The organism is Pseudomonas muyukensis (genome assembly GCF_019139535.1).
Taxonomy (GTDB): Bacteria; Pseudomonadota; Gammaproteobacteria; order Pseudomonadales; family Pseudomonadaceae; genus Aquipseudomonas; species Aquipseudomonas muyukensis.
Map to the genome: position 1 here is coordinate 291969 of NZ_CP077073.1, position 22649 is coordinate 314617.

Below are 22649 nucleotides of genomic sequence, written 5' to 3' on the forward strand. Positions count from 1 at the left end.
CCTTGCGTCGCGAAAGGGTCGCCGAAGCGGCCCCAGCATTCTCAGCGCTGATGAATTGCTGGGGCCGCTGCGCAGCCCTTTCGCGACGCAAGGCCGCTCCTACAGGGGGGCCAGTCCCGCCTCTAGCGAGGCGGTGCGATCAGAAATCCTTGCACAGGCGCAAGGCGTCGTAGATCGCCGCATGCACGTTGCGCTGGGCCACGCAGTCGCCGATGCGGTACAGCAGGTAGCCCTCGCCCGGCTGGCTGAGGATCGGCTGCGCCTTGATGGCAAACAGCGCCTCCACGTCGATCTGGCCCTTGTTGCGCGAACCGTCCTTCAGCGCGTAGTACAGCTGCTCGTCAGGGCGCACGCCGTTCTCCACCACCACCTGGTCGACCACCCGCTCTTCCTTGGCGCCGGTGTACTCGTTCTCGAGCACCGCCACCAGCTTGTCACCCTCGCGGTAGACCTTCTCCAGCATCATGTCGCCGGTCATGATCACTTCCTTGGGGTACATGCTGCGGTAGTAGGTCGGGAAGGTGGTGCCGCCCATGGCCACGCCCGGCTTGATGTCGTCGGTGACGATCTCGACCTGGCTGCCCTTGTCGGCGATGAAGTCGGCCACCGACATGCCGGTGAACTCGCAGATGGTGTCGTACACCAGCACGTTCTTGCCCGGCGCGACCTTGCCGTCGAGCACGTCCCAGCTGCTGACCACCAGCCCTTCGGCGGCGCCCCAGTGCTCGTTCTGCTCGAGGAACGAATGCCCGCCCACGGCCAGCACGATGATGTCCGGGCGCAGGTCCTGGATGGTCGCCACGTCGGCGGCGGTGCCCAGGCGCAGGTCGACCTTCAGCCGCGCCAGCTCCAGCTGGTACCAGCGGGTGATACCGGCAATCTGGTCGCGCTGCGGCGCCTTGGCGGCGATGGTGATCTGCCCGCCGATTTGCTCTTTCTTCTCGAACAGGGTCACGTCGTGGCCACGCTCGGCCGCCACCCGGGCCGCTTCCATGCCGGCGGGGCCGGCGCCAACCACCACCACCTTGCGCTTGGCACCGGTGCTCTTCTCGATGATGTGCGGCACGCCCATGTATTCACGGGAAGTCGCGGCGTTCTGGATGCACAGCACATCCAGGCCCTGGTACTGGCGGTCGATGCAGTAGTTGGCACCGACGCACTGCTTGATCTGGTCGATCTGGCCCATCTTGATCTTGGCGATCAGGTGCGGGTCGGCCATGTGCGCGCGGGTCATGCCGACCATGTCGACATAGCCGCCTTCGAGGATGCGCGTGGCCTGGTTCGGGTCCTTGATGTTCTGCGCGTGCAGCACCGGGACCTTGACCACTTCCTTGATGCCGGCCGCCAGGTGCAGGAACGGCTCCGGCGGGTAGCTCATGTTGGGGATGACGTTGGCCAGGGTGTTGTGGGTGTCGCAACCCGAGCCGACCACGCCGATGAAGTCGATCATGCCGGTGGCGTCGTAATAGGCGGCGATCTGCTTCATGTCCTCGTGGCTGAGGCCGTCGGGGTGGAATTCGTCGCCGCAGATGCGCATGCCCACGCAGAAGTCGTCACCGACCTCGGCGCGCACGGCCTTCAATACTTCCAGGCCGAACTTCATGCGGCCTTCGAAGGTGCCGCCCCATTCGTCGGTACGCTTGTTGACCCGCGGGCTCCAGAACTGGTCGATCATGTGCTGGTGCACCGCCGACAGCTCGACGCCGTCCAGGCCGCCTTCCTTGGCACGCCGCGCCGCTTGCGCGTAATTGCCGATCACCCGCCAGATCTCTTCCACCTCGATGGTCTTGCAGGTGGCGCGGTGCACCGGTTCGCGGATGCCCGACGGCGACATCAAGGTCGGCCAGTTGAAACCGTCCCAGCGCGAGCGGCGGCCCATGTGGGTAATCTGGATCATGATCTTGGCGCCATGCTTGTGCATGGCGTCGGCCAGGTTCTGGAAGTGCGGGATGATGCGGTCGGTGGCCAGGTTGACCGACGACCACCACTCCTGCGGGCTGTCGATGGCCACCACCGACGAGCCGCCGCAGATGGCCAGGCCGATGCCGCCCTTGGCCTTCTCTTCGTAGTACTTCACGTAGCGGTCGGTGGTCATGCCGCCGTCGGTGGCATAGACCTCGGCGTGCGCGGTGCTGAGCACGCGGTTGCGGATGGTCAGCTTGCCGATCTGGATCGGCTGGAACATTGCTTCGAAGGCCATGACGCTATCTCCGGCTTACAACGGCTTTGTAACGAACAGGCCATCTTCGTGGCCTTCTTCCGACCCGCCGTAGACCTGTTCGGCCACGGTGCGGATCTTGCTGCCGCGGGCAGCGAGAATCTGGTCCATGGCACCGGCGAACCAGCCGGTGAACATGTAGTCGACCTTGCGCCCGCACTTGCCATACACGTACACGAACGCCGAGTGCTTGAGCTTGACGCTGCAGGTGCCTTTATCCAGGTCGATGTCCTGGATCTGGAACAGGCCCCAGCCACGCTGGCTCAGGCGCTTCATGTAGTGCTCGAACACCGCCACGCCTTCCAGGCCATGGCACTCGGCCTCTTTCTCGCACCAGTGCCAGGCAGACTTGTAGCCGGCCTTGTAGAGGATCTCGGCATACTTGTCGGCACCCAGGACTTCCTCGATACCCATGTGGTTGTTGACGAAGAAATGCCGCGGCACATAGAGCATCGGCAGGGCGTCGCTGGTCCAGACACCGGTCTCGCTGTCGACTTCGATTGGCAATTGCGGGGCGATCTTGGCCATGGAAACTCAACTCCATAAAATTTTTGGATTCGATCAAAAGCCACTTTGGCTTTTGCTTTTATAAAAAGCCGCAGTGAGTGCTGTTGGGGCCGTAGCGAGCGCGTCGAGCGCAAGGAAGGGCCGAAGCGAAAAGCGAGACAGTGCCGAGGCACGGCGAGCTTTTCGTGAGGGCCTGACGCAGCGATCGGCGTGCGCAGTAGGCCCCAGCAGTGCTCACTCGCCCCAGACGTCCTTTAGGACATTGACCCAGTTTTCGCCCATGATCTTGCGCACCACGCGCTCGGAATGGCCGCGCTTGAGCAGCGTCTCGGTGAGGTTGGGGAACTCGCCGACGGTGCGGATACCCAGCGGGTTGATGATCTTGCCGAAGTTGGTCAGGCGCCGGGCGTAGCCCTTGTCGTGAGTGAGGTACTCGAAGAAGTCCTGGCCGTGGCCCTGGGTGAAGTCGGTACCGATACCGATGGCGTCTTCACCGACGATGTTCATGGTGTACTCGATGGCTTCGGCGTAGTCGTCGATGGTCGAGTCGATGCCCTTGGCCAAAAACGGCGCGAACATGGTCACGCCGACGAAGCCGCCGTGGTCGGCGATGAACTTAAGCTCCGCGTCGGACTTGTTGCGCGGGTGTTCTTTCAGGCCTGAAGGCAGGCAGTGGGAGTAGCAGACCGGCTTCTTCGACTCGAGGATGACTTCCTCGGAAGTCTTGGAGCCCACATGCGAGAGGTCGCACATGATGCCGACGCGGTTCATCTCGGCGACGATCTCGCGGCCGAAGCCCGACAGGCCGCCGTCACGCTCGTAGCAACCGGTGCCGACCAGGTTCTGGGTGTTGTAGCACATCTGCACGATGCCCACGCCGAGCTGCTTGAACACGTCGACGTAGGCGATCTGGTCTTCGAACGCATGGGCGTTCTGGAAGCCGAAGAGGATGCCGGTCTTGCCCAGCTCCTTGGCCTTGCGGATGTCGGCGGTGGTACGCACCGGCATCACCAGGTCGCTGTTGTCGCGGATCAGCTTCTGGCTGGCGGCGATGTTGTCGACAGTGGCCTTGAAGCCCTCCCACACCGAGACCGTGCAGTTGGCCGCAGTCAGCCCGCCTTTGCGCATGTCCTCGAACAGCTCGCGGTTCCATTTGGCAATGATCAGGCCATCGATGACGATGCTGTCGGCGTGAAGTTCGGCTGGGCTCATCAGGCTGTCCCCTTTTATTGAAGTTTGCCCGCGCCGAACCTTGTGCCGGCGCTTTGGGGCCAGCATATGCCTGCCGCCCGCGGCGCCCCGATGCAAAAACGACAGGGGGTTTGCCGAAAGCGTCAAGGGCCGCCACGGCAGGCTCTGGCCCGCCCCGGGCAGATGAGAGTAAGTCTCGTCTGCTGGTGCTGTAAGGCTTTGATGAACTTTTCACCAGGGAGCTATCGCCAGGGCCGAGGCTGAGCGAGAATCCCAGCGTTTCGTTAGCCTGATCAGGAGAAAACGGATGAAAGCAATGGCATGGCTGGTCTTGTTGGCCGTGGCCGGCGGCGCCCACGCCGCCGAGGAAGACAGCACGCCCTGCGACAACGTCGAGACCGACCAGCAGGGCTACGCGTGCGCCGCCTACAACAAGCAGACCGCCGAGCGCGAGCTGAAGGCAGCCTACGACGACCTGATCCAGCGCATCCGCGACCAGTACGCCGATGACAGCGACAAGGCCGCGGCGCTGAGCGCCAAGATGGACGCCGCGGAAAAACTCTGGGGGCAATTGCGCGATGCCGACTGCAAGGTCGAGACCTATGCCGAGAAACCCGGCAGCAAGGCCTTCGAAGCGGCCTGGAACACCTGTGTGGCGCAGCGTAGCGATGAGCGCTCGGAGTACTTGCAGTCGATCGGGCAGCAGTAAGGCGTCAGGCCAAATTCCCGTAGGAGCCAGCCTTGCTGGCGAACCAAGCGCCGCGGTGGATGGCACCGGCCATGCCGGTGTTCGCCGGCACGCCGGCTCCTACAGGGGTAGGCAATCAGGCCTCTGCCGATTTCAGCTCGACCACATGGGTCTTGTTGAAATGCCCGTCCATGCTCACCTCGTCCACCAGCAACTGCTGCGCCGGCCAATCGAAGGTCAGGCGCAGGTAAGTGCCTGCATTCAGGGCACCGGTCTTAAAGTTGGGCACACGACCAAAGCTGTCGTGGTGCAAGCCAAGGTTCCAGTGGGTATGGCCGGTGAACACCGCCGCCACACCATGCTTCTCCAGCAACTTGGGAAACTCATGGTAGCGGATGCTCTTGTCCTGCCAGTCTTCGGACATGTGCATGTTGACGATCACCGTCTCGCCCTTGGCCTGGGCCTCTTCCAACTGCCGTTCCAGCCAATCCAGCGAGCGGTTGATGGCGAAATGGCGCTTGGGCTTGAATGACCAGCCACCGCCGGTGCTCCATTGCCGCTCATAGGTCGGTTCGTTGTTGAGCTGGATGATACGCACGCGCCCCACGGTCACCGAGTAGGACAGCGACCCCTCATGGGTGTCGTTTTCATAGCGGTAATCGAAGGCGTTGACCGGCCCCATGGCCTGGACCCAGGCAATCTGGTCGCAGACCGCATCGCGGGCGCAGCCGTTGTTGCCGCAGTTGTTCACATTGTTGTCGTAGTCATGGTTGCCCAACCCAGGCAGCATCAGCGGCCCGCCCACGCCAACCGCCATCTTGCGGAACATCTTCTGCACCGCGCTGCGTTCGCCGCCATGGCCGTACTCGGTGATATCGCCATTGATCACCACCGGCACGTGGTAGGGCTCGGCACGCTCGCGGGCAATCGCCTCATAGACCGGCTCGGTCTTGTGCCAGCCGGAAGAGTCGGTTTCTTCCAGGTACTCGTCGAAACGCTGGCTCATGTAGCGAAAGGCCTGCGGGTCGGAGGCGATGATCATTTTCTGCCGGCCTTGAGGGTAATCCACCAGTTGGTTCCAGCCGGGCTGGTAATAATCCTCGTAGGTGTCGGTCCTGGTGTCCTCGCAGCCCTGCACCGCCGCATTGGCGTGCCCGGCTGCGAGCAGCGAAGCGAGTGCCAAGGCCAGGCAGCCGTTTTTTGGGATATGTATTGCAGGAAACATCTCGGCATTCCTTGTTCGTTCAATGGACTGCCTACGCTAAAGATGAATGCCTCCGACAATAATCGGGAAACAGATCCTACTCACGAGCAGCGCTCGCCTGACGATCCTGGCGCGGACAGCGCGCGAACCGTGCCCGATAGCAGCGAGTGAAGTACGACGCCGACTCGAAGCCACAGGCCAACGACACCTCGAGCACGCTCATGTCGGTCTGGTGCAGCAACTGCCGCGCCTTGTCCAGGCGCAGGCGCAGGTAGAAGCCTGTGGGGGTGTCGTCCAGGTGCAGGCGAAACAGCCGCTCCAACTGGCGCCGGGTCACCTGCACCGCATCGGCCAGCACCTGGGTGTTGAGTGGCTGCTCGGTGTTGCGCTCCATCTCGCCGATCACCTTCACCAGCTTCTTGTTGCTGATCCGGTAACGGCTGGCGATCTGCATGCGCTGATGGTCCTGGCGCGGGCGAATGCGGCCGAGCACGAACTGCTCGGACACCTGTACCGCCAGCTCGCTGCCATGGGCCTGGGCGATCAGGTCGAGCATCAGGTCGATCGAGGCGGTGCCACCTGCGCAGGTGATGCGTCGGCGATCGATCTCGAACAGTTCCTGGGTCACCTGCAGCCGTGGATAGCGCTCCTTGAACGCATCCAGCGCCTCCCAGTGCAGGGTCGCGCGGTAACCGTCGAGCAGGCCGGCCTCGGCCAGCACGACCGGGCCGGTATCGATACCGCCCAACGTCACCCCTTCATGGTCGAGCCGGCGCAGCGCCTGCTGCAAGCGCGGCCCAAAGCAGGCCAGCGGCTCGAAGCCGGCGACGATCAGCAGCACCGCGCCCGACTCGCCGCTGCCCAGCGCAGCGTCGGCGTTCACCGACATGCCGTTGCTGGCCAATACCGCGCCGCCATCCAGGCTCAATACCCGCCAGCGGTACGACGGGCCCTTGAACCGGTTGGCCACCCGCAGCGGCTCCAGGGCGCTGATGAAACCCATTGCCGAAAAGCCGGGCAACAGCAGGAAATGAATCAATTGCGCCATTGCATGCTCCAGGGTTGAAGGGGGTCGCCTGCGTGCAAGTGTTGGTCGCCAGGGTGCGATTTTCCACCCTGGCAGCAGGGTAGCGTGTTCACACGGTGCGAGGGTTCGAAAAACGCACCGACCCACAATAAAAAACGCCCTGCCGATGGAGAGCCACCATGCATCGCTTGATCCGCCGCAGCCTGACCACCCTTGCCCTGAGCAGCATCGCTGCAACCCCGCTTTTCGCCGCCGAGCCTGCGGCCTGCAAAAATGTGCGCCTGGGCGTGGTCAACTGGACCGACGTCATTGCCACCAGTGCCATGGCCCAGGTGCTGCTCGACGGCCTGGGCTACCAGACCAAGCAGACCAGCGCCTCGCAACAGATCATCTTCGCCGGTATCCGCGACAAGCGCCTGGACCTGTTCCTGGGCTACTGGAACCCGATCATGACCCAGACCATCACCCCGTTCGTCGAGGCCAAGCAGGTCAAGGTCCTCGACAAGCCCAGCCTGGAAGACGCCCGCGCCACCCTGGCGGTGCCCAAGTACCTGGCCGACAAGGGCCTGAAGAACTTCGCCGATATCCACAGGTTCGAGAAGGAACTGGGCGGCAAGATCTATGGCATCGAACCCGGCTCCGGCGCCAACACCCAGATCAAGGCGATGATCGCCAAGAACCAGTTCGGCCTGGGCAAGTTCCAGCTGGTCGAGTCCAGCGAGGCCGGCATGCTCGCCGCGGTAGACCGCGCGGTGCGGCGCCAGGAAGCGGTGGTGTTCTTCGGCTGGGCGCCGCACCCGATGAACGTGAACATCGACATGGTCTACCTGGGCGACAGCCAGGACGCCCTGGGCCCCGACGAAGGCCGCGCCACGGTGTGGACCGTGACCGCGCCGGACTACGCCCAGCGCTGCCCCAATGCCAGTCGGCTGCTGGCCAACCTGAGCTTCAGCGCCGAGGACGAGAGCCGGATGATGCAGCCGCTGCTCGATCACAAGGATGCCCTGGAGTCCGCCCGCCAGTGGCTCAAGGACCACCCCGAGGACCAGGCCCGCTGGCTTGAAGGGGTCACGACCTTCGACGGCAAACCCGCCGCGGACAACCTCAAGCTCAGCGCCAACTGACAGATCGCATCGCGGATGAATCCGCACCTACAGGCGGCAGCCCCCCCCTGCAGGAGCCGATGCACCCGCGAAAAGCCCACACACGATTCCAGAAGGAACCACCATGAACCACGACGTCATCATCACCTGCGCCCTCACCGGCGCCGGCGACACGGTCGCCAAGAGCCACCTGGTCCCGGTCACTCCCAAGCAGATCGCCGAATCCGCCGTCGAGGCCGCCAAGGCCGGCGCCACCGTGGTCCACTGCCACGTCCGTGACCCGCAAACCGGCCGCTTCAGCCGCGACGTCAAGCTCTACCGCGAGGTCATGGAGCGCATCCGCGAAGCCGACGTCGACATCATCGTCAACCTCACCGCCGGCATGGGCGGCGACCTGGAGATCGGCCCGGGCGAGTCGCCGATGGCATTCGGCCCAGGCACCGACCTGATCGGCCCGCTGGAGCGCCTGGCCCATGTCGAAGCCCTGCTGCCGGAAATCTGCACCCTGGACTGCGGCACCCTCAACTTTGGCGATGGCAACGCCATCTATGTCTCCACCCCGGCGCAATTGCGGGCCGGCGCCAAGCGCATCACCGAGCTGGGGGTGAAGGCCGAGCTGGAAATCTTCGACACCGGCCACCTGTGGTTCGCCAAGCAGATGATCAAGGAAGGCCTGCTCGAAGACCCGCTGTTCCAGCTGTGCCTGGGCATCCCGTGGGGCGCCCCGGCCGACACCAGCACCATGAAGGCCATGGTCGACAACCTGCCAGCCAACGTCACCTGGGCCGGCTTCGGCATCGGCCGCATGCAGATGCCAATGGCCGCACAGGCCGTGCTGCTTGGCGGCAACGTGCGGGTCGGCCTGGAAGACAACCTGTACCTGGACCGTGGCGTGCTGGCCAGTAACGGCCAGCTGGTGGAACGCGCCGCCGAAATCATCACCCGCATGGGCGCTCGCGTGCTGACCCCGGCCGAAGGCCGGGAAAAGATGAACCTCAAGCGCCGCTAACCCCTGTAGGAGCCGGCTTTGCCGGCGAACACCGGCAAAGCCGGTGCCAGCCACCGCTTATTCAGATGCCCTGGAGTTCGACATGCCTTTCATCACCGACATCAAGACCTTCGCCGCCCTGGGTAGCGGCGTGATCGGCAGCGGCTGGGTCGCGCGCGCCCTGGCCCACGGCCTGGACGTGGTCGCCTGGGACCCGGCGCCCGGCGCCGAAGCCGCCCTGCGCAAACGCATCGCCAACGCCTGGCCAGCCCTGCATAAACAGGGCCTGGCGCCCGGCGCCGCGCAGGAGCGCCTGACCTTCGTCGCCACCCTCGAGCAGTGCGTGCGCGACGCCGACTTCATCCAGGAAAGCGCCCCCGAACGCCTCGACCTCAAGCTCGACCTGCACGCGAAGATCAGCGCCGCGGCCAAGCCCAATGCGATCATCGGCTCCAGCACCTCGGGGCTGCTGCCCAGCGAGTTCTACGAGTCGGCCAGCCACCCCGAGCGTTGCCTGGTCGGCCACCCGTTCAACCCGGTTTACCTGCTGCCGCTGGTGGAGATCGTCGGCGGCAATCGTACCGCCCCAGAGGCCATCGAAGCGGCAAAAACCATCTACAGCGCCCTGGGCATGCGCCCGCTGCATGTGCGCAAGGAAGTCCCCGGCTTCATTGCCGACCGCCTGCTCGAAGCGCTCTGGCGCGAAGCCCTGCACCTGGTCAACGACGGGGTCGCCAGCACCGGCGAGATCGACGATGCGATCCGCTTCGGCGCCGGCTTGCGCTGGTCGTTCATGGGCACCTTCCTCACCTATACCCTGGCCGGTGGCGACGCCGGCATGCGCCACTTCATGGCCCAGTTCGGCCCGGCGCTGAAGCTGCCCTGGACCTACCTGCCGGCACCGGAGCTGACCGACAAGCTGATCGACGATGTGGTCGAAGGGACTGCCGAGCAACTGGGCGAGCGCAGCATCGCCGCGCTGGAGCGCTATCGTGACGACACCCTGCTGGCGGTGCTGGAGGCGGTACGCGCCAGCAAGGCCAGCCATGGCATGGCCTTCGGCGAATAAGGAGACGAGGATGCCCGCACTGACCACCTACCGCACCCGGGTGCTGCCGGACTGGGTCGACTACAACGGCCACCTGCGCGACGCCTACTACCTGCTGATCTTCAGCTACGCCACCGATGCGCTGATGGAGCGCATCGGCCTGGATGCCGATGCACGGGGCCAGAGCGGGCATTCGCTGTTCACCCTGGAGGCGCACATCAACTACCTGCACGAGGTGAAGCTCGATACCGAGGTGTGGGTGCAGACGCAGATCATCGGCTTCGACCGCAAGCGCCTGCACCTGTACCACAGCCTGCACCGGGCGGGGTTCGACGAGGCCTTGGCGGCCAGTGAGCAGATGCTGCTGCATGTGGATCTGGCCGGGCCGCGCTCGGCGCCGTTCGGGCAAAGCAGTGGGCAATTGCTGCAGGCATTGGCGCGCGACCAGGGTGATCTGCCAGCCCCTCGATTCGTCGGGCGCACCTTGCAACTGCCGGAACACTCCAGGTAAGTGCAGCGGTGGATGGCAGCGGCCATGCCGGTGTTCGCCAGCAGCGCTGGCTCCTGCGCTTGCCCACAAAAAAATAACCCCGGAAAGCCGTGAGCATCCGGGGCCAAGAGCGAGCAACATCCACTGGGCGCGCGGGAGGGTGACCAAACCCTCGGTGCCGTGAATGACCTCAGTGTGCGGCCTTCCCCGCCCCTCGATTTAGCCGTAAACGACCTGTTCTTAGCCAAAGCGGCCATGGTGACAATCTGCCCTTGCCGGGCTGCCCCTGGCGGTCACAGAATCGGTCGCAAACAACACAAGCGAAGGACAACAGCCATGATGCATGCAGATCTGATCGACCAGGACGACCTGCTGGGCCAATTGCGCTCGCGGGGTTTCGATATTCCGGCCGGCGCCAGTGCCGAGCAGGCCTGCGAGGTGGTGGTGCGGGGCCTGACCGAGCCCAACGCGCGGGCACTCAAGGGCATGGTGGAGCAGATGTACACCGGCAGCGCGACGATCCTGCCGGCGGTGCGCCAGGCCATCGACAAGCAGTTGCTGCCGGCGCTGGCGCAGTTCAACAGGCGCGGCTGAAGGGCGAGTTTCCGCTACAGGCGCACGCTGGCAAAGGTCGACTCGTTGCGCGCCTGGCTCAGCGCCGCCATCGGCCCGCTGTGCGGCGACAGGGCCATGGCCTGGGGAATCGGCATCATCGCCACCTGCTGGGTGGTGTTCGAGCCCACCCGCTCGTCACGTGGCGGAATGCCGAAATACTCGCGGTAGCACTTGGAGAAGTGCGGCGTGGAGACGAACCCGCACACCGACGCCACCTCGATGATCGACATCGGCGTCTGCTTGAGCAGTTGCCGCGCGCGGATCAGGCGCAGCTTCAGGTAATAGCGCGATGGCGAGCAGTGCAGGTACTTCTGGAACAGGCGCTCGAGCTGGCGCCGCGATACCGCCACGTACACCGCCAGTTCGTCGAGGTCGATCGGTTCCTCGAGGTTGGCCTCCATCAGCGCGACGATTTCCTGCAACTTCGGCTGGTTGGTGCCAAGCATGTGCTTGAGCGGCACGCGCTGGTGGTCCTGCTCGTTGCGGATGCGTTCGTAGACGAACATCTCGGAGATCGCCGCCGACAGCTCGCGGCCATGATCGCGGCTGATCAGGTGCAGCATCATGTCCAGCGGCGCGGTGCCACCGGAGCTGGTGAAGCGGTTGCGGTCGAGGGTGAACAGACGGGTGCTCATGTTCACCCGTGGATAAGCCTCCTGCATCGCCGCCAGGCATTCCCAGTGCACGCTGCAATCGAAGCCATCGAGCAGGCCGGCGCAAGCCAGCGCCCAGCTGCCGGTACACACCGCGCCCAGGCGGCGCGACTGGCGAGCCTGGGCTTGCAGCCAGGTGACATGCTCGCGGGTGACGGTGCGCTGGATGCCTACGCCGCCACAGACGATCACGGTGTCGATCGGCGGGGCGCTGTGCATGGCGGCGTCAGGGGTGATCTGCAAGCCGTCGCTGGCCCACACCTGGCCACCGTCGACGGTCAAGGTATGCCAGCGGTACAGCTCGCGGCCGGACAGCTGGTTGGCCATGCGCAGCGGCTCGACCGCCGAGGCCAGGGAAATCAGGGTGAAGTTGTCCAGCAGGAGAAAGCCGATGGACTGGGGTGCTGTGCGGTTCTGGGTTGGGTTCCCGGAGGTGTACGACGTCATCGCGATTTCTCCTCACACAATGCAGGGTGTGCTTCAGGCGAGCACGGGTTTCTTGTTAGCGCCCCCGTTCGGATGCAAGGGCTTTGTCAATCTCGACGCAAACGCCGTGCCTGAAATTGAACGGCCATCCAAAAAAACCCAAAAACGACGTCATCCTGTTGCCGCAAGAGCCTTTTTCATCGAGTCGGTGTTGCCACGCAAAACGGCGCGCCAGCGCCTTTGCGTTTTACTGCTGAGCAGTTCGGTAGCACTTGTGGGAAGGTTGCCCAGAAGCGACAGACTTGAGTGTCACCGACAACGACGCTACTGGTAACGACAGCCGACGGTCGGTCGTTGGCACCGCTGCGCCAGAATGTGGCGCCACGGTCATGGATGGGCCAGGACAGCGCATCAGCATTCGATGACGCTGACCGCCAGGCCGCCCCGGGAGGTCTCCTTGTACTTGTCGTGCATGTCGGCGCCGGTGTCGCGCATGGTGCGGATCACCTGGTCGAGGGAGATGAAGTGCTCGCCATCGCCGCGCAAGGCCATCTGCACGGCGTTGATCGCCTTCACCGCGGCGATGGCATTGCGCTCGATGCAGGGCACCTGGACCAGCCCGCCGACCGGGTCGCAGGTGAGCCCCAGGTTGTGCTCCAGGGCGATCTCGGCGGCGTTCTCCAGTTGCGCCGGGGTGGCCCCGAGCACCTGGGCCAGGCCCGCGGCGGCCATGGCGCAGGCCGAGCCGACCTCGCCCTGGCAGCCAACCTCGGCGCCGGAGATCGACGCATTCTTCTTGCACAGGATGCCCACCGCCGCCGCGCCCAGGAAGAAGTCCACCACGTTGGACTCGTCCACCGCATCGGAGAAGCGCATGTAGTAGTGCAGCACCGCCGGGATGATCCCCGCCGCGCCATTGGTGGGCGCGGTGACCATGCGCCCGCCGGCGGCATTCTCTTCGTTGACCGCCAGGGCGAACAGGTTGACCCACTCCATGGCGCTCATGGTCGAGCCGATCACGTTGGGCTTGCCCAGCTCCTGCAGGCTGCGGTGCAGACGGGCGGCGCGGCGCCGTACATTGAGCCCGCCGGGCAGGATGCCCTCGTGCCTGAGGCCGTTGTTCACGCATTCCTGCATGGCCTGCCAGAGCTTGAGCAGGCCGGCGCGGATCTCTTCCTCGCTGCGCCAGACCCTCTCATTGGCCAGCATCAATTGCGACACGCTCAGGTCGTTTTGCCGGCACAGGCGCAGCAGTTCGGCGGCGCTGTTGAAATCGTAGGGCAGCACGGTCTGGTCGGCATCCAGCACGCCGCTGGCGGCCTGCGCGGCATCGACCACGAAGCCGCCGCCCACCGAGTAGTAGGTGTCGCGGTGCAGCTCGCCGCCCTGGCCTTGGGCAATCAGGGTCATGGCGTTGGGGTGATACGGCAGGTTCTCGTCCAGCAGCAGCATGTCGCGGGCCCAGACAAACTCGATGGGCAGGCGGTTGTCGAGCTTGAGCACGTTGGTTTCGCGCAGGTCGGCGATGCGTGGGGTGATCTGCGACGGGTCGATGGCGTCGGGCCATTCGCCCATCAGGCCCATGATCGTGGCGTTGTCGGTGCCATGGCCGACGCCGGTGGCCGACAGCGAGCCATACAGGCGCACTTCGATGCGCCGCACCTGCTCCAGCTCGCCGCGTTGGCGCAGCCCCTGGACGAACAGCGCGGCGGCGCGCATGGGGCCGACGGTGTGCGAGCTGGAAGGCCCGACACCGATCTTGAACAGGTCGAACACGCTGATGGCCATTGTCGGATCACCTCTTGCTGGGCTTGTCTGGACGCGCCATACGACACCTTGCGCAACTGCTAGGCTGAATCGTCGAGCCGCCTTGGAATGCTCGCATCATCGGGCTTTTGCCCAGCCCCTCGCCGTCTGCAACCGACGTACTTTTGTCCACCAGCGCCGCTGCTGATCCGCTGCTGCGCGCGCCGTTTTCCGGTGGCCGGATGCCGCAAAAACCCGGGGGTGGGGGTGGAAAAACCCAGTTGCGACATCGTCCGTACTGGATGCGACCCGTCCTGTACTGGATACGACGCCACCAGTAGGCGATTGCCCGACGCTGGAGGATTATCGAAAGCGACTCGTATTGCACGGCCTCGCATCCTGCCCTCTGCAGGCCTGGCCGATCGGCGCCCCAGCACGCACCGACGGCCCCCGCGAACCCGAAGATAAAATCACAGGAGTCCACCTATGAAAGCTTCACCCTCGCTGTTGCTGGCCGCGTTGCTGTCCACCCCACTGCTGGCCCAGGCCGCAGAACCAGAGCAGTGCCAGACGGTGCGCTTCTCCGACGTCGGCTGGACCGACATCACCGTCACCACGGCCATGACCAGCGTCGTGCTCGAGGCCCTGGGCTACAAGACCCACACCAACATGATCTCGGTGCCGGTGACCTACAAGTCGCTGGCTGGCGGCAAGGACCTCGACGTGTTCCTCGGCAACTGGATGCCGACCATGGAGAACGACATCAAGCAGTACCGCGACGCCGGTACCGTCGAGACCGTGCGCGCCAACCTGGAAAACGCCAAGTACACCCTGGCGGTGCCCCAGGCCCTCTACGACCAGGGCCTCAAGGACTTTGCCGACATCGTCAAGTTCAAGGACAAGCTCGGCGGCAAGATCTACGGCATCGAGCCGGGCAACGACGGCAACCGCACCATCCAGAGCATGATCGACAAGGACGCCTTCGGCCTGAAGAGCGCCGGCTTCAAGCTGGTGCAGTCCAGCGAGGCGGGCATGCTGTCGCAGGTCGACCGGGCGCAGAAGCGTGGCGAGGCGGTGGTGTTCCTGGGCTGGGAACCGCACCCGATGAACAAGCGCTTCAAGATGCAGTACCTGTCCGGCGGCGATGACTTCTTCGGCCCCGAGTTCGGCAAGGCGACCGTGCTGACCAACACCCGCAAGGGCTACGTGCAGGAGTGCAGCAACGTTGGCCAGTTGCTGAAGAACCTGTCGTTCACCCTCGACATGGAAAGCACGCTGATGGGCAATGTCCTGGACGACAAGATCAAAGCCGACGCGGCCGCCAAGGCGTGGCTGAAGAACAACCCGCAAGTGCTCGACACCTGGCTGGCCGGGGTGACGACCGTTGATGGCAAACCGGGGCTGGAGGCGGTCAAGGCCAAGCTGTCGCAATAACAACGAAATTCGCAGTAGCAACAAGCACTACCGCGGGGCGGAACCGTGCCGCCCCGAACTGATTTCAATCTTTGCAGGTGGAAGCTCGCTATCATGCTTATCGATCAGAAAATACCCCTGGGGCAGTACATCGCCTCGTTCGTCGAATGGTTGACCCAGAACGGCGCCAGCTATTTCGACGCCATCGCCCAAGGCCTGGAATTCATGATCCATGGCGTCACCAGTGCCCTGACCTGGTTCAACCCGTTCGTGCTCGTCGCCCTGTTCGCCGCCCTGGCCCACCTGATCCAGCGCAAGTGGGCGCTCACCGTGTTCGTCGCCCTGTCGTTCCTGCTGATCCTCAACCTGGGCTACTGGCAGGAAACCATGGAAACCCTGGCGCAGGTGACCTTCGCCACGGTGGTGTGCGTGGTCATCGGCGTGCCGCTGGGCATCGCCGCCGCGCACAAGCCGATGTTCTATACCGCCATGCGCCCGGTGCTGGACCTGATGCAGACCGTGCCTACCTTCGTCTACCTGATCCCCACCCTGACCCTGTTCGGCCTGGGCGTGGTACCGGGGCTGATCTCCACCGTGGTGTTCGCCATCGCCGCGCCCATCCGCCTCACCTACCTGGGGATCTGCGACGTGCCCCAGGAGCTGCTGGACGCCGGCAAGGCCTTCGGCTGCTCGCGCCGCCAGTTGCTGACCCGCATCGAACTGCCCCACGCCATGCCGAGCATCGCCGCCGGGGTCACCCAGTGCATCATGCTGTCGCTGTCGATGGTGGTGATCGCCGCCCTGGTTGGCGCCGACGGCCTCGGCAAGCCGGTGGTCAACGCACTGAACACCGCGGATATCTCCCTGGGCTTCGAAGCAGGCCTGGCCATCGTGCTGCTGGCGATCATGCTCGACCGTATCTGCAAGCAACCGGAGCTGCCGGTAAGGGGTGAGGCATGAGCATCATTCGTTTCGAAGACGTCGACGTCATTTTCTCCAGCAAGCCGCGCGAGGCGCTGGCGCTGCTCGACCAGGGCCAGACCCGCGAGCAGATTCTCAAGCAGACCGGGCTGGTGGTCGGCGTCGAAAAAGCCAACCTGGACATCAACAAGGGCGAGATCTGCGTGCTGATGGGCCTGTCCGGCTCGGGCAAGTCGAGCCTGCTGCGCTGCATCAACGGCCTGAACACGGTGAGCCGCGGCAAGCTGTTCGTCGAGCATGAAGGCAAGCACATCGACATCGCCCATTGCACCCCGGCAGAGCTGAAGATGATGCGCACCCAGCGCATCGCCATGGTGTTCCAGAAATTCGCCCTGATGCCCTGGCTGACGGTGCGCGAGAACATCAGCTTCGGCCTGGAGATGCAGGGCCGCCCGGAAAAGGAACGGCGCAAGCTGGTCGACGAAAAGCTCGAGCTGGTCGGCCTGACCCAGTGGCGCAATAAAAAGCCCGATGAACTGTCCGGTGGCATGCAGCAGCGCGTGGGCCTGGCCCGGGCGCTGGCGATGGACGCCGACATCCTGCTGATGGACGAGCCGTTCTCGGCCCTCGACCCGCTGATCCGCCAGGGCCTGCAGGACGAGCTGCTGGCCCTGCAAAGCAAGCTGAGCAAGACCATCGTGTTCGTCAGCCACGACCTCGACGAGGCCCTCAAGCTGGGCAGCCGCATCGCCATCATGAAGGACGGGCGGATCATCCAGTACAGCAAGCCCGAAGAGATCGTGCTCAACCCCGCCGACGAGTACGTGCGCACCTTCGTCGCCCATACCAACCCACTGAACGTGCTGTGCGGGCGCAGCCTGATGCGCAGCCTGGACAACTGCAAGCGGGTCAACGGCTCGGTGTGCATCGACCCGGGCATCGATTCCTGGCTCGACCTTGGCGAGGGCGGTTCGATCAAGCGTGCACGCCAGGGCCAGAACGGCCTGGATCTGCAAAACTGGGCGCCGGGGCAGGATGTGGAACTGCTCGATCGCCGGCCAACCTTGGTCAACGCCAATATCGGCATGCGCGAAGCGCTGCAGATTCGTTATCACACGGGCAACAAGCTGGTGCTGCAGGATAACGACAAGGTGGTGGGAATTCTTGGGGATACCGAGCTTTACCATGCCTTGCTGGGCAAGAACCACGGGTGATGCCTCTGGGGCCGCTGCGTGACACAAGGCCGCCCCTACAGGGGAACGCGTATCCCTGTAGGAGCGGCCTTGTGTCGCGATAGGAGGGCGAAGCCCTCCCGGCGATCTGTCAGCGCACGACGATCCCGCGCGCAGCCATGTAGGCCTTGGCCTCAGGCACCGTGTACTCGCCAAAGTGGAAGATACTGGCCGCCAGCACCGCGCTGGCATGCCCTTCCAGGATGCCATCGGCCAGGTGCTGCAGGTTGCCCACGCCACCCGAGGCGATCACCGGAATCCCCAGCGCATCGCTGATGGCCCGGGTCACCCCTAGGTCGAAGCCATTCTTCATGCCGTCCTGGTCCATGCTGGTCAGCAGGATTTCACCGGCACCCAGGCCTTCCATCTTCTTCGCCCATTCGACGGCATCCAGCCCGGTAGGCTTGCGCCCACCGTGGGTGAAAATCTCCCAGCGCGGCGTTTCGCCGGGGCCGGACACCTTCTTGGCATCGATGGCCACCACGATGCACTGCGAACCGAAACGGTCCGCTGCCTCGCCGACGAACTCCGGGTTGAACACCGCGGCGGTGTTGATCGACACCTTGTCGGCACCGGCGTTGAGCAGGTTGCGGATGTCCTGCACGGTGCGCACGCCACCGCCCACGGTCAGCGGGATGAACACCTGGCTGGCCATGCGCTCGACGGTATGCAGGGTGGTGTCACGGCCATCGACGCTGGCGGTGATGTCGAGGAAGGTGATCTCGTCGGCACCTTGCTCGTTGTAGCGCCGGGCGATTTCCACCGGGTCGCCGGCATCGCGGATATTCTCGAACTTGACGCCCTTGACCACCCGGCCGTTGTCCACGTCCAGGCAAGGGATGATGCGCTTGGCCAGTGCCATGGTCGCTCCTCAGCCTTGGTAGTTGTCGCAGAAGGCCTGGGCCTCGGCGACGTCGAGGGTGCCTTCGTAGATGGCACGGCCGGTGATGGCGCCGATGATGCCCGGGGCCTTGGCGTCCAGCAGGGCCTTGATGTCACCCAGGTTGTGGATGCCGCCCGAGGCGATCACCGGAATGCGCGTGGCTTCGGCCAGGGCCTTGGTGAAGGGCACGTTGCAGCCTTGCATCATGCCGTCCTTGGCGATGTCGGTGTAGACGATCGCCGACACGCCATCAGCCTCGAAACGCTTGGCCAGGTCGATGACCTGCACGCTGCTCACTTCGGCCCAGCCGTCGGTGGCGACGAAGCCGTCCTTGGCGTCCAGGCCGACGATGACCTTGCCGGGGAAGGCCTTGCACGCTTCGGCAACGAACTCAGGCTGCTTGACCGCCTTGGTGCCGATGATCACGTAGCTGACGCCGGCCTTGACGTAGTGTTCGATGGTTTCCAGCGAGCGGATGCCGCCGCCGATCTGGATCGGCAGGGTCGGGTAGCGCCTGGCGATGGCGGTGACCACCTCGCCGTTGACCGGCTGGCCTTCGAAGGCGCCGTTGAGGTCGACCAGGTGCAGGCGGCGGCAGCCACCCTCGACCCATTTGGCGGCCATGCTCACCGGGTCGTCGGAGAATACGGTGGAGTCTTCCATGCGGCCTTGGCGCAGACGTACGCAGGCACCGTCCTTGAGATCGATAGCGGGGATAATCAGCATGTGAGGAACCTGTCTAATCGTTGGAATTCAGGGCTTCTCGAGCGCCCACAGGTCGCTTTCGATGCTCTCGAACCGCTCCTTGAGGTGCAGCTGAACATCGCTAATCGCCCTGTTGTAGTAGTGAGGTGCAATCTCTTTGCTGAACAGCTCGAGGACCTCGGCCACCTCGAACGACCCCAGTTGCAGCTCGAAGCGCTCTTCGAGGAAGCGCTTGAGGGTGTCGAGCGCCTCGCGCTCCTGCTCGGGGGCCAGGGTGATGACGGCGGCCTTGTTCCGCGATCTGCTCATTTACCAGCGCCCGTCCCAGGCCACGAAGTTCTGCAGCAGCTGCAGGCCATGGGTGTGGCTCTTCTCTGGGTGGAACTGCACGGCGAAGCGCGAGCCCTCGGCCAGCGCGGCGGCGAAATCGACGCCATAGTGGCCGCGACCGACCACCTGGCTCGGCTTGCCGGCATTGATGTAGTAGCTGTGCACGAAGTAGAAACGCGCGCGATCCGGAATGTCGTGCCACAGCGGGTGGTCGTTGGTCTGGCTGACTTCGTTCCAACCCATGTGCGGCACTTTCAGGTGCTCGCCGTCTTCCTTCAGGCTTTTGCCGAAGAAGCGCACCTGGCCGGGGAACAGGCCGATGCAGTCGACGCCGTCGTTTTCTTCGCTGTGCTCAAGCAGCGCCTGCATGCCCACGCAGATACCGAGGAACGGACGGTCCTGGCTGACTTCGCGGACCAGGCTGTCGAAGCCCAGGCGGCGGATCTCGGCCATGCAGTCGCGAATCGCGCCAACGCCGGGGAACACCACGCGGTCGGCCTCGCGAATCACCGCGGCGTCACTGGTCACCAGCACCTTGCCGGCGCCCACGTGCTCCAGGGCCTTGGCCACCGAGTGCAGGTTGCCCATGCCATAGTCGATTACGGCTACCGTCTGCATTTACAGGCATCCCTTGGTGGAAGGCATCTGCCCGGCCATGCGCTCGTCGAGGGTGATGGCCATGCGCAGGGCACGGCCGAACGCCTTGAACACGGTCTCGATCTGGTGGTGGGTGTTGTGGCCACGCAGGTTGTCGATGTGCAGGGTCACCAGGGCGTGGTTGACGAAGCCCTGGAAGAACTCCTGGAACAGGTCGACATCGAAGCCGCCCACGGTGGCGCGGGTGTAGGGCACGTGCATCTGCAAGCCCGGGCGGCCGGAGAAGTCGATGACCACCCGCGACAGCGCTTCGTCCAGCGGCACGTAGGCGTGGCCGTAGCGGAAGATGCCTTTTTTGTCGCCGATGGCCTGGGCGAATGCCATGCCCAGGGTGATGCCGACGTCCTCGACGGTATGGTGATCGTCGATATGCAGGTCGCCCTTGCACTCGATGTCCAGATCGATCAGCCCATGTCGGGCGATCTGGTCCAGCATGTGTTCAAGGAAAGGCACGCCGATTTCGAATCGGGCCTTGCCGCTGCCATCGAGGTTGATCGAGCACTTGACCTGGGTTTCCAGGGTATTGCGCTCGACGGAAGCCTTACGTTCGACCATCACCAGCTCCGCTAAATCATTGGGCGAAAAGGGCTCCATTATAGGCCCAGAACGCGCCGGCTTGAAACGCGGATGACATATGGCAGGGCTAGTAATTACGGGGGTGGGACAGGCCTACAGGTCTATACAACTGCGCCTTGGGGCTGCTGCGCAGCCCATCGCGACGCAAGGCCGCTCCTACAGAAACCTCGTAACCCCTGAAGGTACGCAATGCCTGTGGGAGCGGCCTTGGGTCGCGAAAGGGGCGCAAAGCGCCCCCCAGGGCCAGCTAACTCACTGGAACAGCACCGCCGTCTTCTGCAAGGTCACCCACACCCCCCAGGCCAGCGGAATCACCACCACTGCCCAGGCCAGCAGCACCAGCGGCAGGCTGCCCGGCGCCGCGTGCCATTCCAGCGCGCGCGCCGAATCGACGCCCTTGTCGTGGCTCAGCGCACGCTCGGCGGCAAGCTCGGCGTCGGTCATGAAGTACTTGTCCGCCACCGGCCGCACCAGCAGGTTGCAGACAAAGCCCAGCACCAGCAGGCCGGCGAGGATGTACAAGGTCATGTCATAGGCCGCGGCCCGCTCCACCCCCGCCGCCAGCTGCGCCTCGCGCAGGTAGGTGATCAGCACCGGGCCGAGCACGCCGGCGGCGGCCCAGGCCGTCAGCAGGCGGCCATGGATTGCGCCGACCATCTGCGTGCCGAACAGGTCCGCCAGGTAGGCCGGCACCGTCGAGAAGCCGCCGCCATACATCGACAGGATGATGCAGAACGCCGCGACGAACAGCGCCACGTTGCCCAGGTGCCCCAGGTTCGGAATCAGGCCGTAGAGCCCCACGCCCAGGGCGAAGAACACGAAGTAGGTGTTCTTGCGGCCAATGTAGTCCGAGCACGACGCCCAGAAGAAACGCCCGCCGATGTTGAACAGGCTGAGCAGGCCGGTGAAGCCGGCGGCGATGGCGGCGATCTGCGCCAGTTGCGCGGCGTTCAGCTCGCCGAAGGTCAACCCGTTGCCCAGCAGCTTGCCGGCGAACACTTCCTGCAACAGCGGCGAGGCCATGCCGAGGATGCCGATGCCGGCCGAGACGTTCAGGCACAGCACCAGCCATACCAGGGCGAATTGCGGGGTCTTCCAGGCCACGCTGACGTGCACGTGACGGTCGGTGACCATGGCGTTGGCCTTCTTCGCCGGCGGCGTCCAGCCTTCAGGCTTCCAGCCGGTCGGCGGCACGCGGTAGGCCAGGGCGCCGGCGGTCATGAACACGAAGTAGATCGCGGCCATGGCGACGAAGCTCTGCCATACCCCCACCTCGGTGCTGCTGCCAAAGTGGCCCATGAGCGCGGTGGCCAACGGAGCGCCCACCATGGCACCGCCACCAAAGCCCATGATCGCCATGCCAGTGGCCATGCCGCGCTTGTCCGGGAACCACTTGATCAAGGTCGATACCGGCGAGATGTAGCCCAGGCCCAGGCCGATCCCCCCGATCACCCCCGAGCCCAGCCACATCAGCCACAGCTGATGGGTCTTCACGCCGATTGCCGAGATCAGCAGGCCACCGCACCAGCACAGCGCCGAGACCAGCCCGGCCTTGCGCGGGCCAGCGTGCTCCAGCCAGCCGCCGAGCACCGCGGCCGAGCAGCCGAGGAACACGAAGAACAGGGTGTAGATCCAGCTGAGCATGGAGATCGGCCAGTCGCACTCGGCGCTGAACAGGCGGGCGACGAAGCCCATGTCGGCGGCGCAGGCCACTGGCGCGCTGACGCCCAGGGCCTGGGACAACGGCAGCCAGAACACCGAGAAGCCATAGGCCATGCCGATGCACAGGTGGATGGCCAGGGCCGCCGGCGGCACCAGCCAGCGGTTGAAGCCCGGACGGGCGATGATGCGCTCCTTCGACAGGAAGCCCGGGGCGCTGGCCACCGCTCCTGCCGTGATACTGCTGTTCATGGATTGTTCCTTTTGTAGGTGGGCTGTGCGCGTGGACGGCTCTGTAGTTGGCTGCACGCAAGGCAGCCCGGCCGTTTGCGGCATCGCCCGCGACAATGGGTCGCGGGGTTCCACGGG

The 22649-nt window shown here is 64.6% G+C and carries 22 protein-coding genes; 9 read left to right on the forward strand and 13 right to left on the reverse strand.

Features of this window, described 5'->3' with window-relative positions; all coding sequences use genetic code 11:
* Positions 1-139: 139 nt before the first annotated feature.
* The 3 genes from dgcA to KSS95_RS01410 all read right to left on the reverse strand — a co-directional run bounded on the left by dgcA (position 140) and on the right by KSS95_RS01410 (position 3937).
* Positions 140-2200, reverse strand: a complete 2061-nt coding sequence (gene dgcA, locus KSS95_RS01400) for a dimethylglycine demethylation protein DgcA (RefSeq protein ID WP_217850973.1) — start codon at positions 2198-2200, stop codon at positions 140-142.
* A gap of 15 nt (positions 2201-2215) precedes the next feature.
* Entirely contained in the window at positions 2216-2746 is a 531-nt protein-coding gene (locus tag KSS95_RS01405) for a DUF5943 domain-containing protein (protein ID WP_217850974.1), read from the reverse strand.
* Positions 2747-2959: 213 nt separating this feature from the next.
* A complete protein-coding gene (locus KSS95_RS01410) occupies positions 2960-3937 on the reverse strand; it encodes a dipeptidase (RefSeq protein ID WP_016392223.1) in 978 nt (325 codons plus the stop codon).
* Positions 3938-4223: 286 nt separating this feature from the next.
* Here KSS95_RS01410 and KSS95_RS01415 point away from each other — a divergent pair, with 286 nt between their 5' ends.
* Positions 4224-4625 carry a lysozyme inhibitor LprI family protein gene (locus KSS95_RS01415; protein WP_217850976.1) on the forward strand — a complete coding sequence of 134 codons (402 nt, stop codon included), beginning with the start codon at positions 4224-4226 and terminating at the stop codon, positions 4623-4625.
* A gap of 115 nt (positions 4626-4740) precedes the next feature.
* Here KSS95_RS01415 and KSS95_RS01420 read toward each other — a convergent pair whose 3' ends face one another.
* Entirely contained in the window at positions 4741-5829 is a 1089-nt protein-coding gene (locus KSS95_RS01420) for a metallophosphoesterase family protein (protein WP_217850978.1), read from the reverse strand.
* 76 nt (positions 5830-5905) lie between these two features.
* Complete coding sequence (locus KSS95_RS01425; protein WP_217850980.1) at positions 5906-6856, reverse strand: GlxA family transcriptional regulator; 951 nt, start codon at positions 6854-6856, stop codon at positions 5906-5908.
* Positions 6857-7014: 158 nt separating this feature from the next.
* Between KSS95_RS01425 and choX the strand changes: the two genes are divergently transcribed.
* From choX to KSS95_RS01450, 5 genes are all read left to right on the forward strand, one after another.
* Positions 7015-7959 (forward strand): choline ABC transporter substrate-binding protein, encoded by a 945-nt coding sequence (gene choX / locus KSS95_RS01430; RefSeq protein WP_217850989.1) that lies wholly within the window; start codon positions 7015-7017, stop codon positions 7957-7959.
* Positions 7960-8062: 103 nt separating this feature from the next.
* Entirely contained in the window at positions 8063-8947 is an 885-nt protein-coding gene (cdhC, locus tag KSS95_RS01435; RefSeq protein ID WP_217850990.1) for a 3-dehydrocarnitine:acetyl-CoA trimethylamine transferase CdhC, read from the forward strand.
* 82 nt (positions 8948-9029) lie between these two features.
* Complete coding sequence (locus tag KSS95_RS01440; RefSeq protein WP_217850992.1) at positions 9030-9995, forward strand: L-carnitine dehydrogenase; 966 nt, start codon at positions 9030-9032, stop codon at positions 9993-9995.
* Between the two features lie 10 nt (positions 9996-10005).
* The gene (locus KSS95_RS01445; RefSeq protein WP_217850994.1) at positions 10006-10485 is read left to right on the forward strand and encodes a thioesterase family protein; all 480 of its coding nucleotides are present in this window, start codon (positions 10006-10008) and stop codon (positions 10483-10485) included.
* A gap of 315 nt (positions 10486-10800) precedes the next feature.
* Positions 10801-11058 (forward strand): hypothetical protein, encoded by a 258-nt coding sequence (locus KSS95_RS01450; RefSeq protein ID WP_217850996.1) that lies wholly within the window; start codon positions 10801-10803, stop codon positions 11056-11058.
* A 14-nt stretch (positions 11059-11072) separates the two neighbouring features.
* Here the strand turns inward: KSS95_RS01450 and gbdR are convergent, their stop codons facing one another.
* Positions 11073-12179 carry a choline metabolism transcriptional regulator GbdR gene (gene gbdR, locus KSS95_RS01455; RefSeq protein ID WP_186653694.1) on the reverse strand — a complete coding sequence of 369 codons (1107 nt, stop codon included), beginning with the start codon at positions 12177-12179 and terminating at the stop codon, positions 11073-11075.
* A 390-nt stretch (positions 12180-12569) separates the two neighbouring features.
* Positions 12570-13946: an L-serine ammonia-lyase gene (locus KSS95_RS01460; RefSeq protein ID WP_217850999.1), complete on the reverse strand. Its 1377-nt coding sequence runs from the start codon at positions 13944-13946 to the stop codon at positions 12570-12572.
* A gap of 444 nt (positions 13947-14390) precedes the next feature.
* Between KSS95_RS01460 and KSS95_RS01465 the strand changes: the two genes are divergently transcribed.
* From KSS95_RS01465 to choV, 3 genes are all read left to right on the forward strand, one after another.
* Complete coding sequence (locus tag KSS95_RS01465) at positions 14391-15338, forward strand: choline ABC transporter substrate-binding protein (protein ID WP_217851001.1); 948 nt, start codon at positions 14391-14393, stop codon at positions 15336-15338.
* Positions 15339-15428: 90 nt separating this feature from the next.
* Complete coding sequence (gene choW / locus KSS95_RS01470; protein WP_217853913.1) at positions 15429-16277, forward strand: choline ABC transporter permease subunit; 849 nt, start codon at positions 15429-15431, stop codon at positions 16275-16277.
* A complete protein-coding gene (gene choV / locus KSS95_RS01475) occupies positions 16274-17452 on the forward strand; it encodes a choline ABC transporter ATP-binding protein (protein ID WP_186653708.1) in 1179 nt (392 codons plus the stop codon). The genes choW and choV overlap by 4 nt, the downstream gene beginning before the upstream one ends.
* 109 nt (positions 17453-17561) lie before the next feature.
* Here the strand turns inward: choV and hisF are convergent, their stop codons facing one another.
* The 6 genes from hisF to KSS95_RS01505 form a co-directional block, all read right to left on the reverse strand.
* Positions 17562-18332: an imidazole glycerol phosphate synthase subunit HisF gene (gene hisF, locus KSS95_RS01480; protein WP_186731760.1), complete on the reverse strand. Its 771-nt coding sequence runs from the start codon at positions 18330-18332 to the stop codon at positions 17562-17564.
* 9 nt (positions 18333-18341) lie between these two features.
* Positions 18342-19079: a 1-(5-phosphoribosyl)-5-[(5-phosphoribosylamino)methylideneamino]imidazole-4-carboxamide isomerase gene (hisA, locus tag KSS95_RS01485; RefSeq protein WP_217851008.1), complete on the reverse strand. Its 738-nt coding sequence runs from the start codon at positions 19077-19079 to the stop codon at positions 18342-18344.
* A gap of 27 nt (positions 19080-19106) precedes the next feature.
* Positions 19107-19367, reverse strand: a complete 261-nt coding sequence (locus KSS95_RS01490) for a DUF2164 domain-containing protein (RefSeq protein WP_217851010.1) — start codon at positions 19365-19367, stop codon at positions 19107-19109.
* On the reverse strand, positions 19368-20006 hold the full coding sequence (gene hisH, locus KSS95_RS01495; protein WP_217851012.1) for an imidazole glycerol phosphate synthase subunit HisH: 639 nt from the start codon (positions 20004-20006) through the stop codon (positions 19368-19370).
* On the reverse strand, positions 20007-20600 hold the full coding sequence (gene hisB / locus KSS95_RS01500) for an imidazoleglycerol-phosphate dehydratase HisB (RefSeq protein WP_084941144.1): 594 nt from the start codon (positions 20598-20600) through the stop codon (positions 20007-20009).
* A 273-nt stretch (positions 20601-20873) separates the two neighbouring features.
* Complete coding sequence (locus tag KSS95_RS01505) at positions 20874-22532, reverse strand: OFA family MFS transporter (RefSeq protein ID WP_217851014.1); 1659 nt, start codon at positions 22530-22532, stop codon at positions 20874-20876.
* Between the last annotated feature and the right edge of the window lie 117 nt (positions 22533-22649).

Bases quoted from the DNA above. Each gene is read 5' to 3' on its own strand.
- dgcA (WP_217850973.1), bottom strand. From the start codon at position 2,200: ATGGCCTTCGAAGCAATGTTCCAGCCGATCCAGATCGGCAAGCTGACC.
- KSS95_RS01405 (WP_217850974.1), bottom strand. From the start codon at position 2,746: ATGGCCAAGATCGCCCCGCAATTGCCAATCGAAGTCGACAGCGAGACC.
- KSS95_RS01410 (WP_016392223.1), bottom strand. From the start codon at position 3,937: ATGAGCCCAGCCGAACTTCACGCCGACAGCATCGTCATCGATGGCCTG.
- KSS95_RS01415 (WP_217850976.1), top strand. From the start codon at position 4,224: ATGAAAGCAATGGCATGGCTGGTCTTGTTGGCCGTGGCCGGCGGCGCC.
- KSS95_RS01420 (WP_217850978.1), bottom strand. From the start codon at position 5,829: ATGTTTCCTGCAATACATATCCCAAAAAACGGCTGCCTGGCCTTGGCA.
- KSS95_RS01425 (WP_217850980.1), bottom strand. From the start codon at position 6,856: ATGGCGCAATTGATTCATTTCCTGCTGTTGCCCGGCTTTTCGGCAATG.
- choX (WP_217850989.1), top strand. From the start codon at position 7,015: ATGCATCGCTTGATCCGCCGCAGCCTGACCACCCTTGCCCTGAGCAGC.
- cdhC (WP_217850990.1), top strand. From the start codon at position 8,063: ATGAACCACGACGTCATCATCACCTGCGCCCTCACCGGCGCCGGCGAC.
- KSS95_RS01440 (WP_217850992.1), top strand. From the start codon at position 9,030: ATGCCTTTCATCACCGACATCAAGACCTTCGCCGCCCTGGGTAGCGGC.
- KSS95_RS01445 (WP_217850994.1), top strand. From the start codon at position 10,006: ATGCCCGCACTGACCACCTACCGCACCCGGGTGCTGCCGGACTGGGTC.
- KSS95_RS01450 (WP_217850996.1), top strand. From the start codon at position 10,801: ATGATGCATGCAGATCTGATCGACCAGGACGACCTGCTGGGCCAATTG.
- gbdR (WP_186653694.1), bottom strand. From the start codon at position 12,179: ATGACGTCGTACACCTCCGGGAACCCAACCCAGAACCGCACAGCACCC.
- KSS95_RS01460 (WP_217850999.1), bottom strand. From the start codon at position 13,946: ATGGCCATCAGCGTGTTCGACCTGTTCAAGATCGGTGTCGGGCCTTCC.
- KSS95_RS01465 (WP_217851001.1), top strand. From the start codon at position 14,391: ATGAAAGCTTCACCCTCGCTGTTGCTGGCCGCGTTGCTGTCCACCCCA.
- choV (WP_186653708.1), top strand. From the start codon at position 16,274: ATGAGCATCATTCGTTTCGAAGACGTCGACGTCATTTTCTCCAGCAAG.
- hisF (WP_186731760.1), bottom strand. From the start codon at position 18,332: ATGGCACTGGCCAAGCGCATCATCCCTTGCCTGGACGTGGACAACGGC.
- hisA (WP_217851008.1), bottom strand. From the start codon at position 19,079: ATGCTGATTATCCCCGCTATCGATCTCAAGGACGGTGCCTGCGTACGT.
- KSS95_RS01490 (WP_217851010.1), bottom strand. From the start codon at position 19,367: ATGAGCAGATCGCGGAACAAGGCCGCCGTCATCACCCTGGCCCCCGAG.
- hisH (WP_217851012.1), bottom strand. From the start codon at position 20,006: ATGCAGACGGTAGCCGTAATCGACTATGGCATGGGCAACCTGCACTCG.
- hisB (WP_084941144.1), bottom strand. From the start codon at position 20,600: ATGGTCGAACGTAAGGCTTCCGTCGAGCGCAATACCCTGGAAACCCAG.
- KSS95_RS01505 (WP_217851014.1), bottom strand. From the start codon at position 22,532: ATGAACAGCAGTATCACGGCAGGAGCGGTGGCCAGCGCCCCGGGCTTC.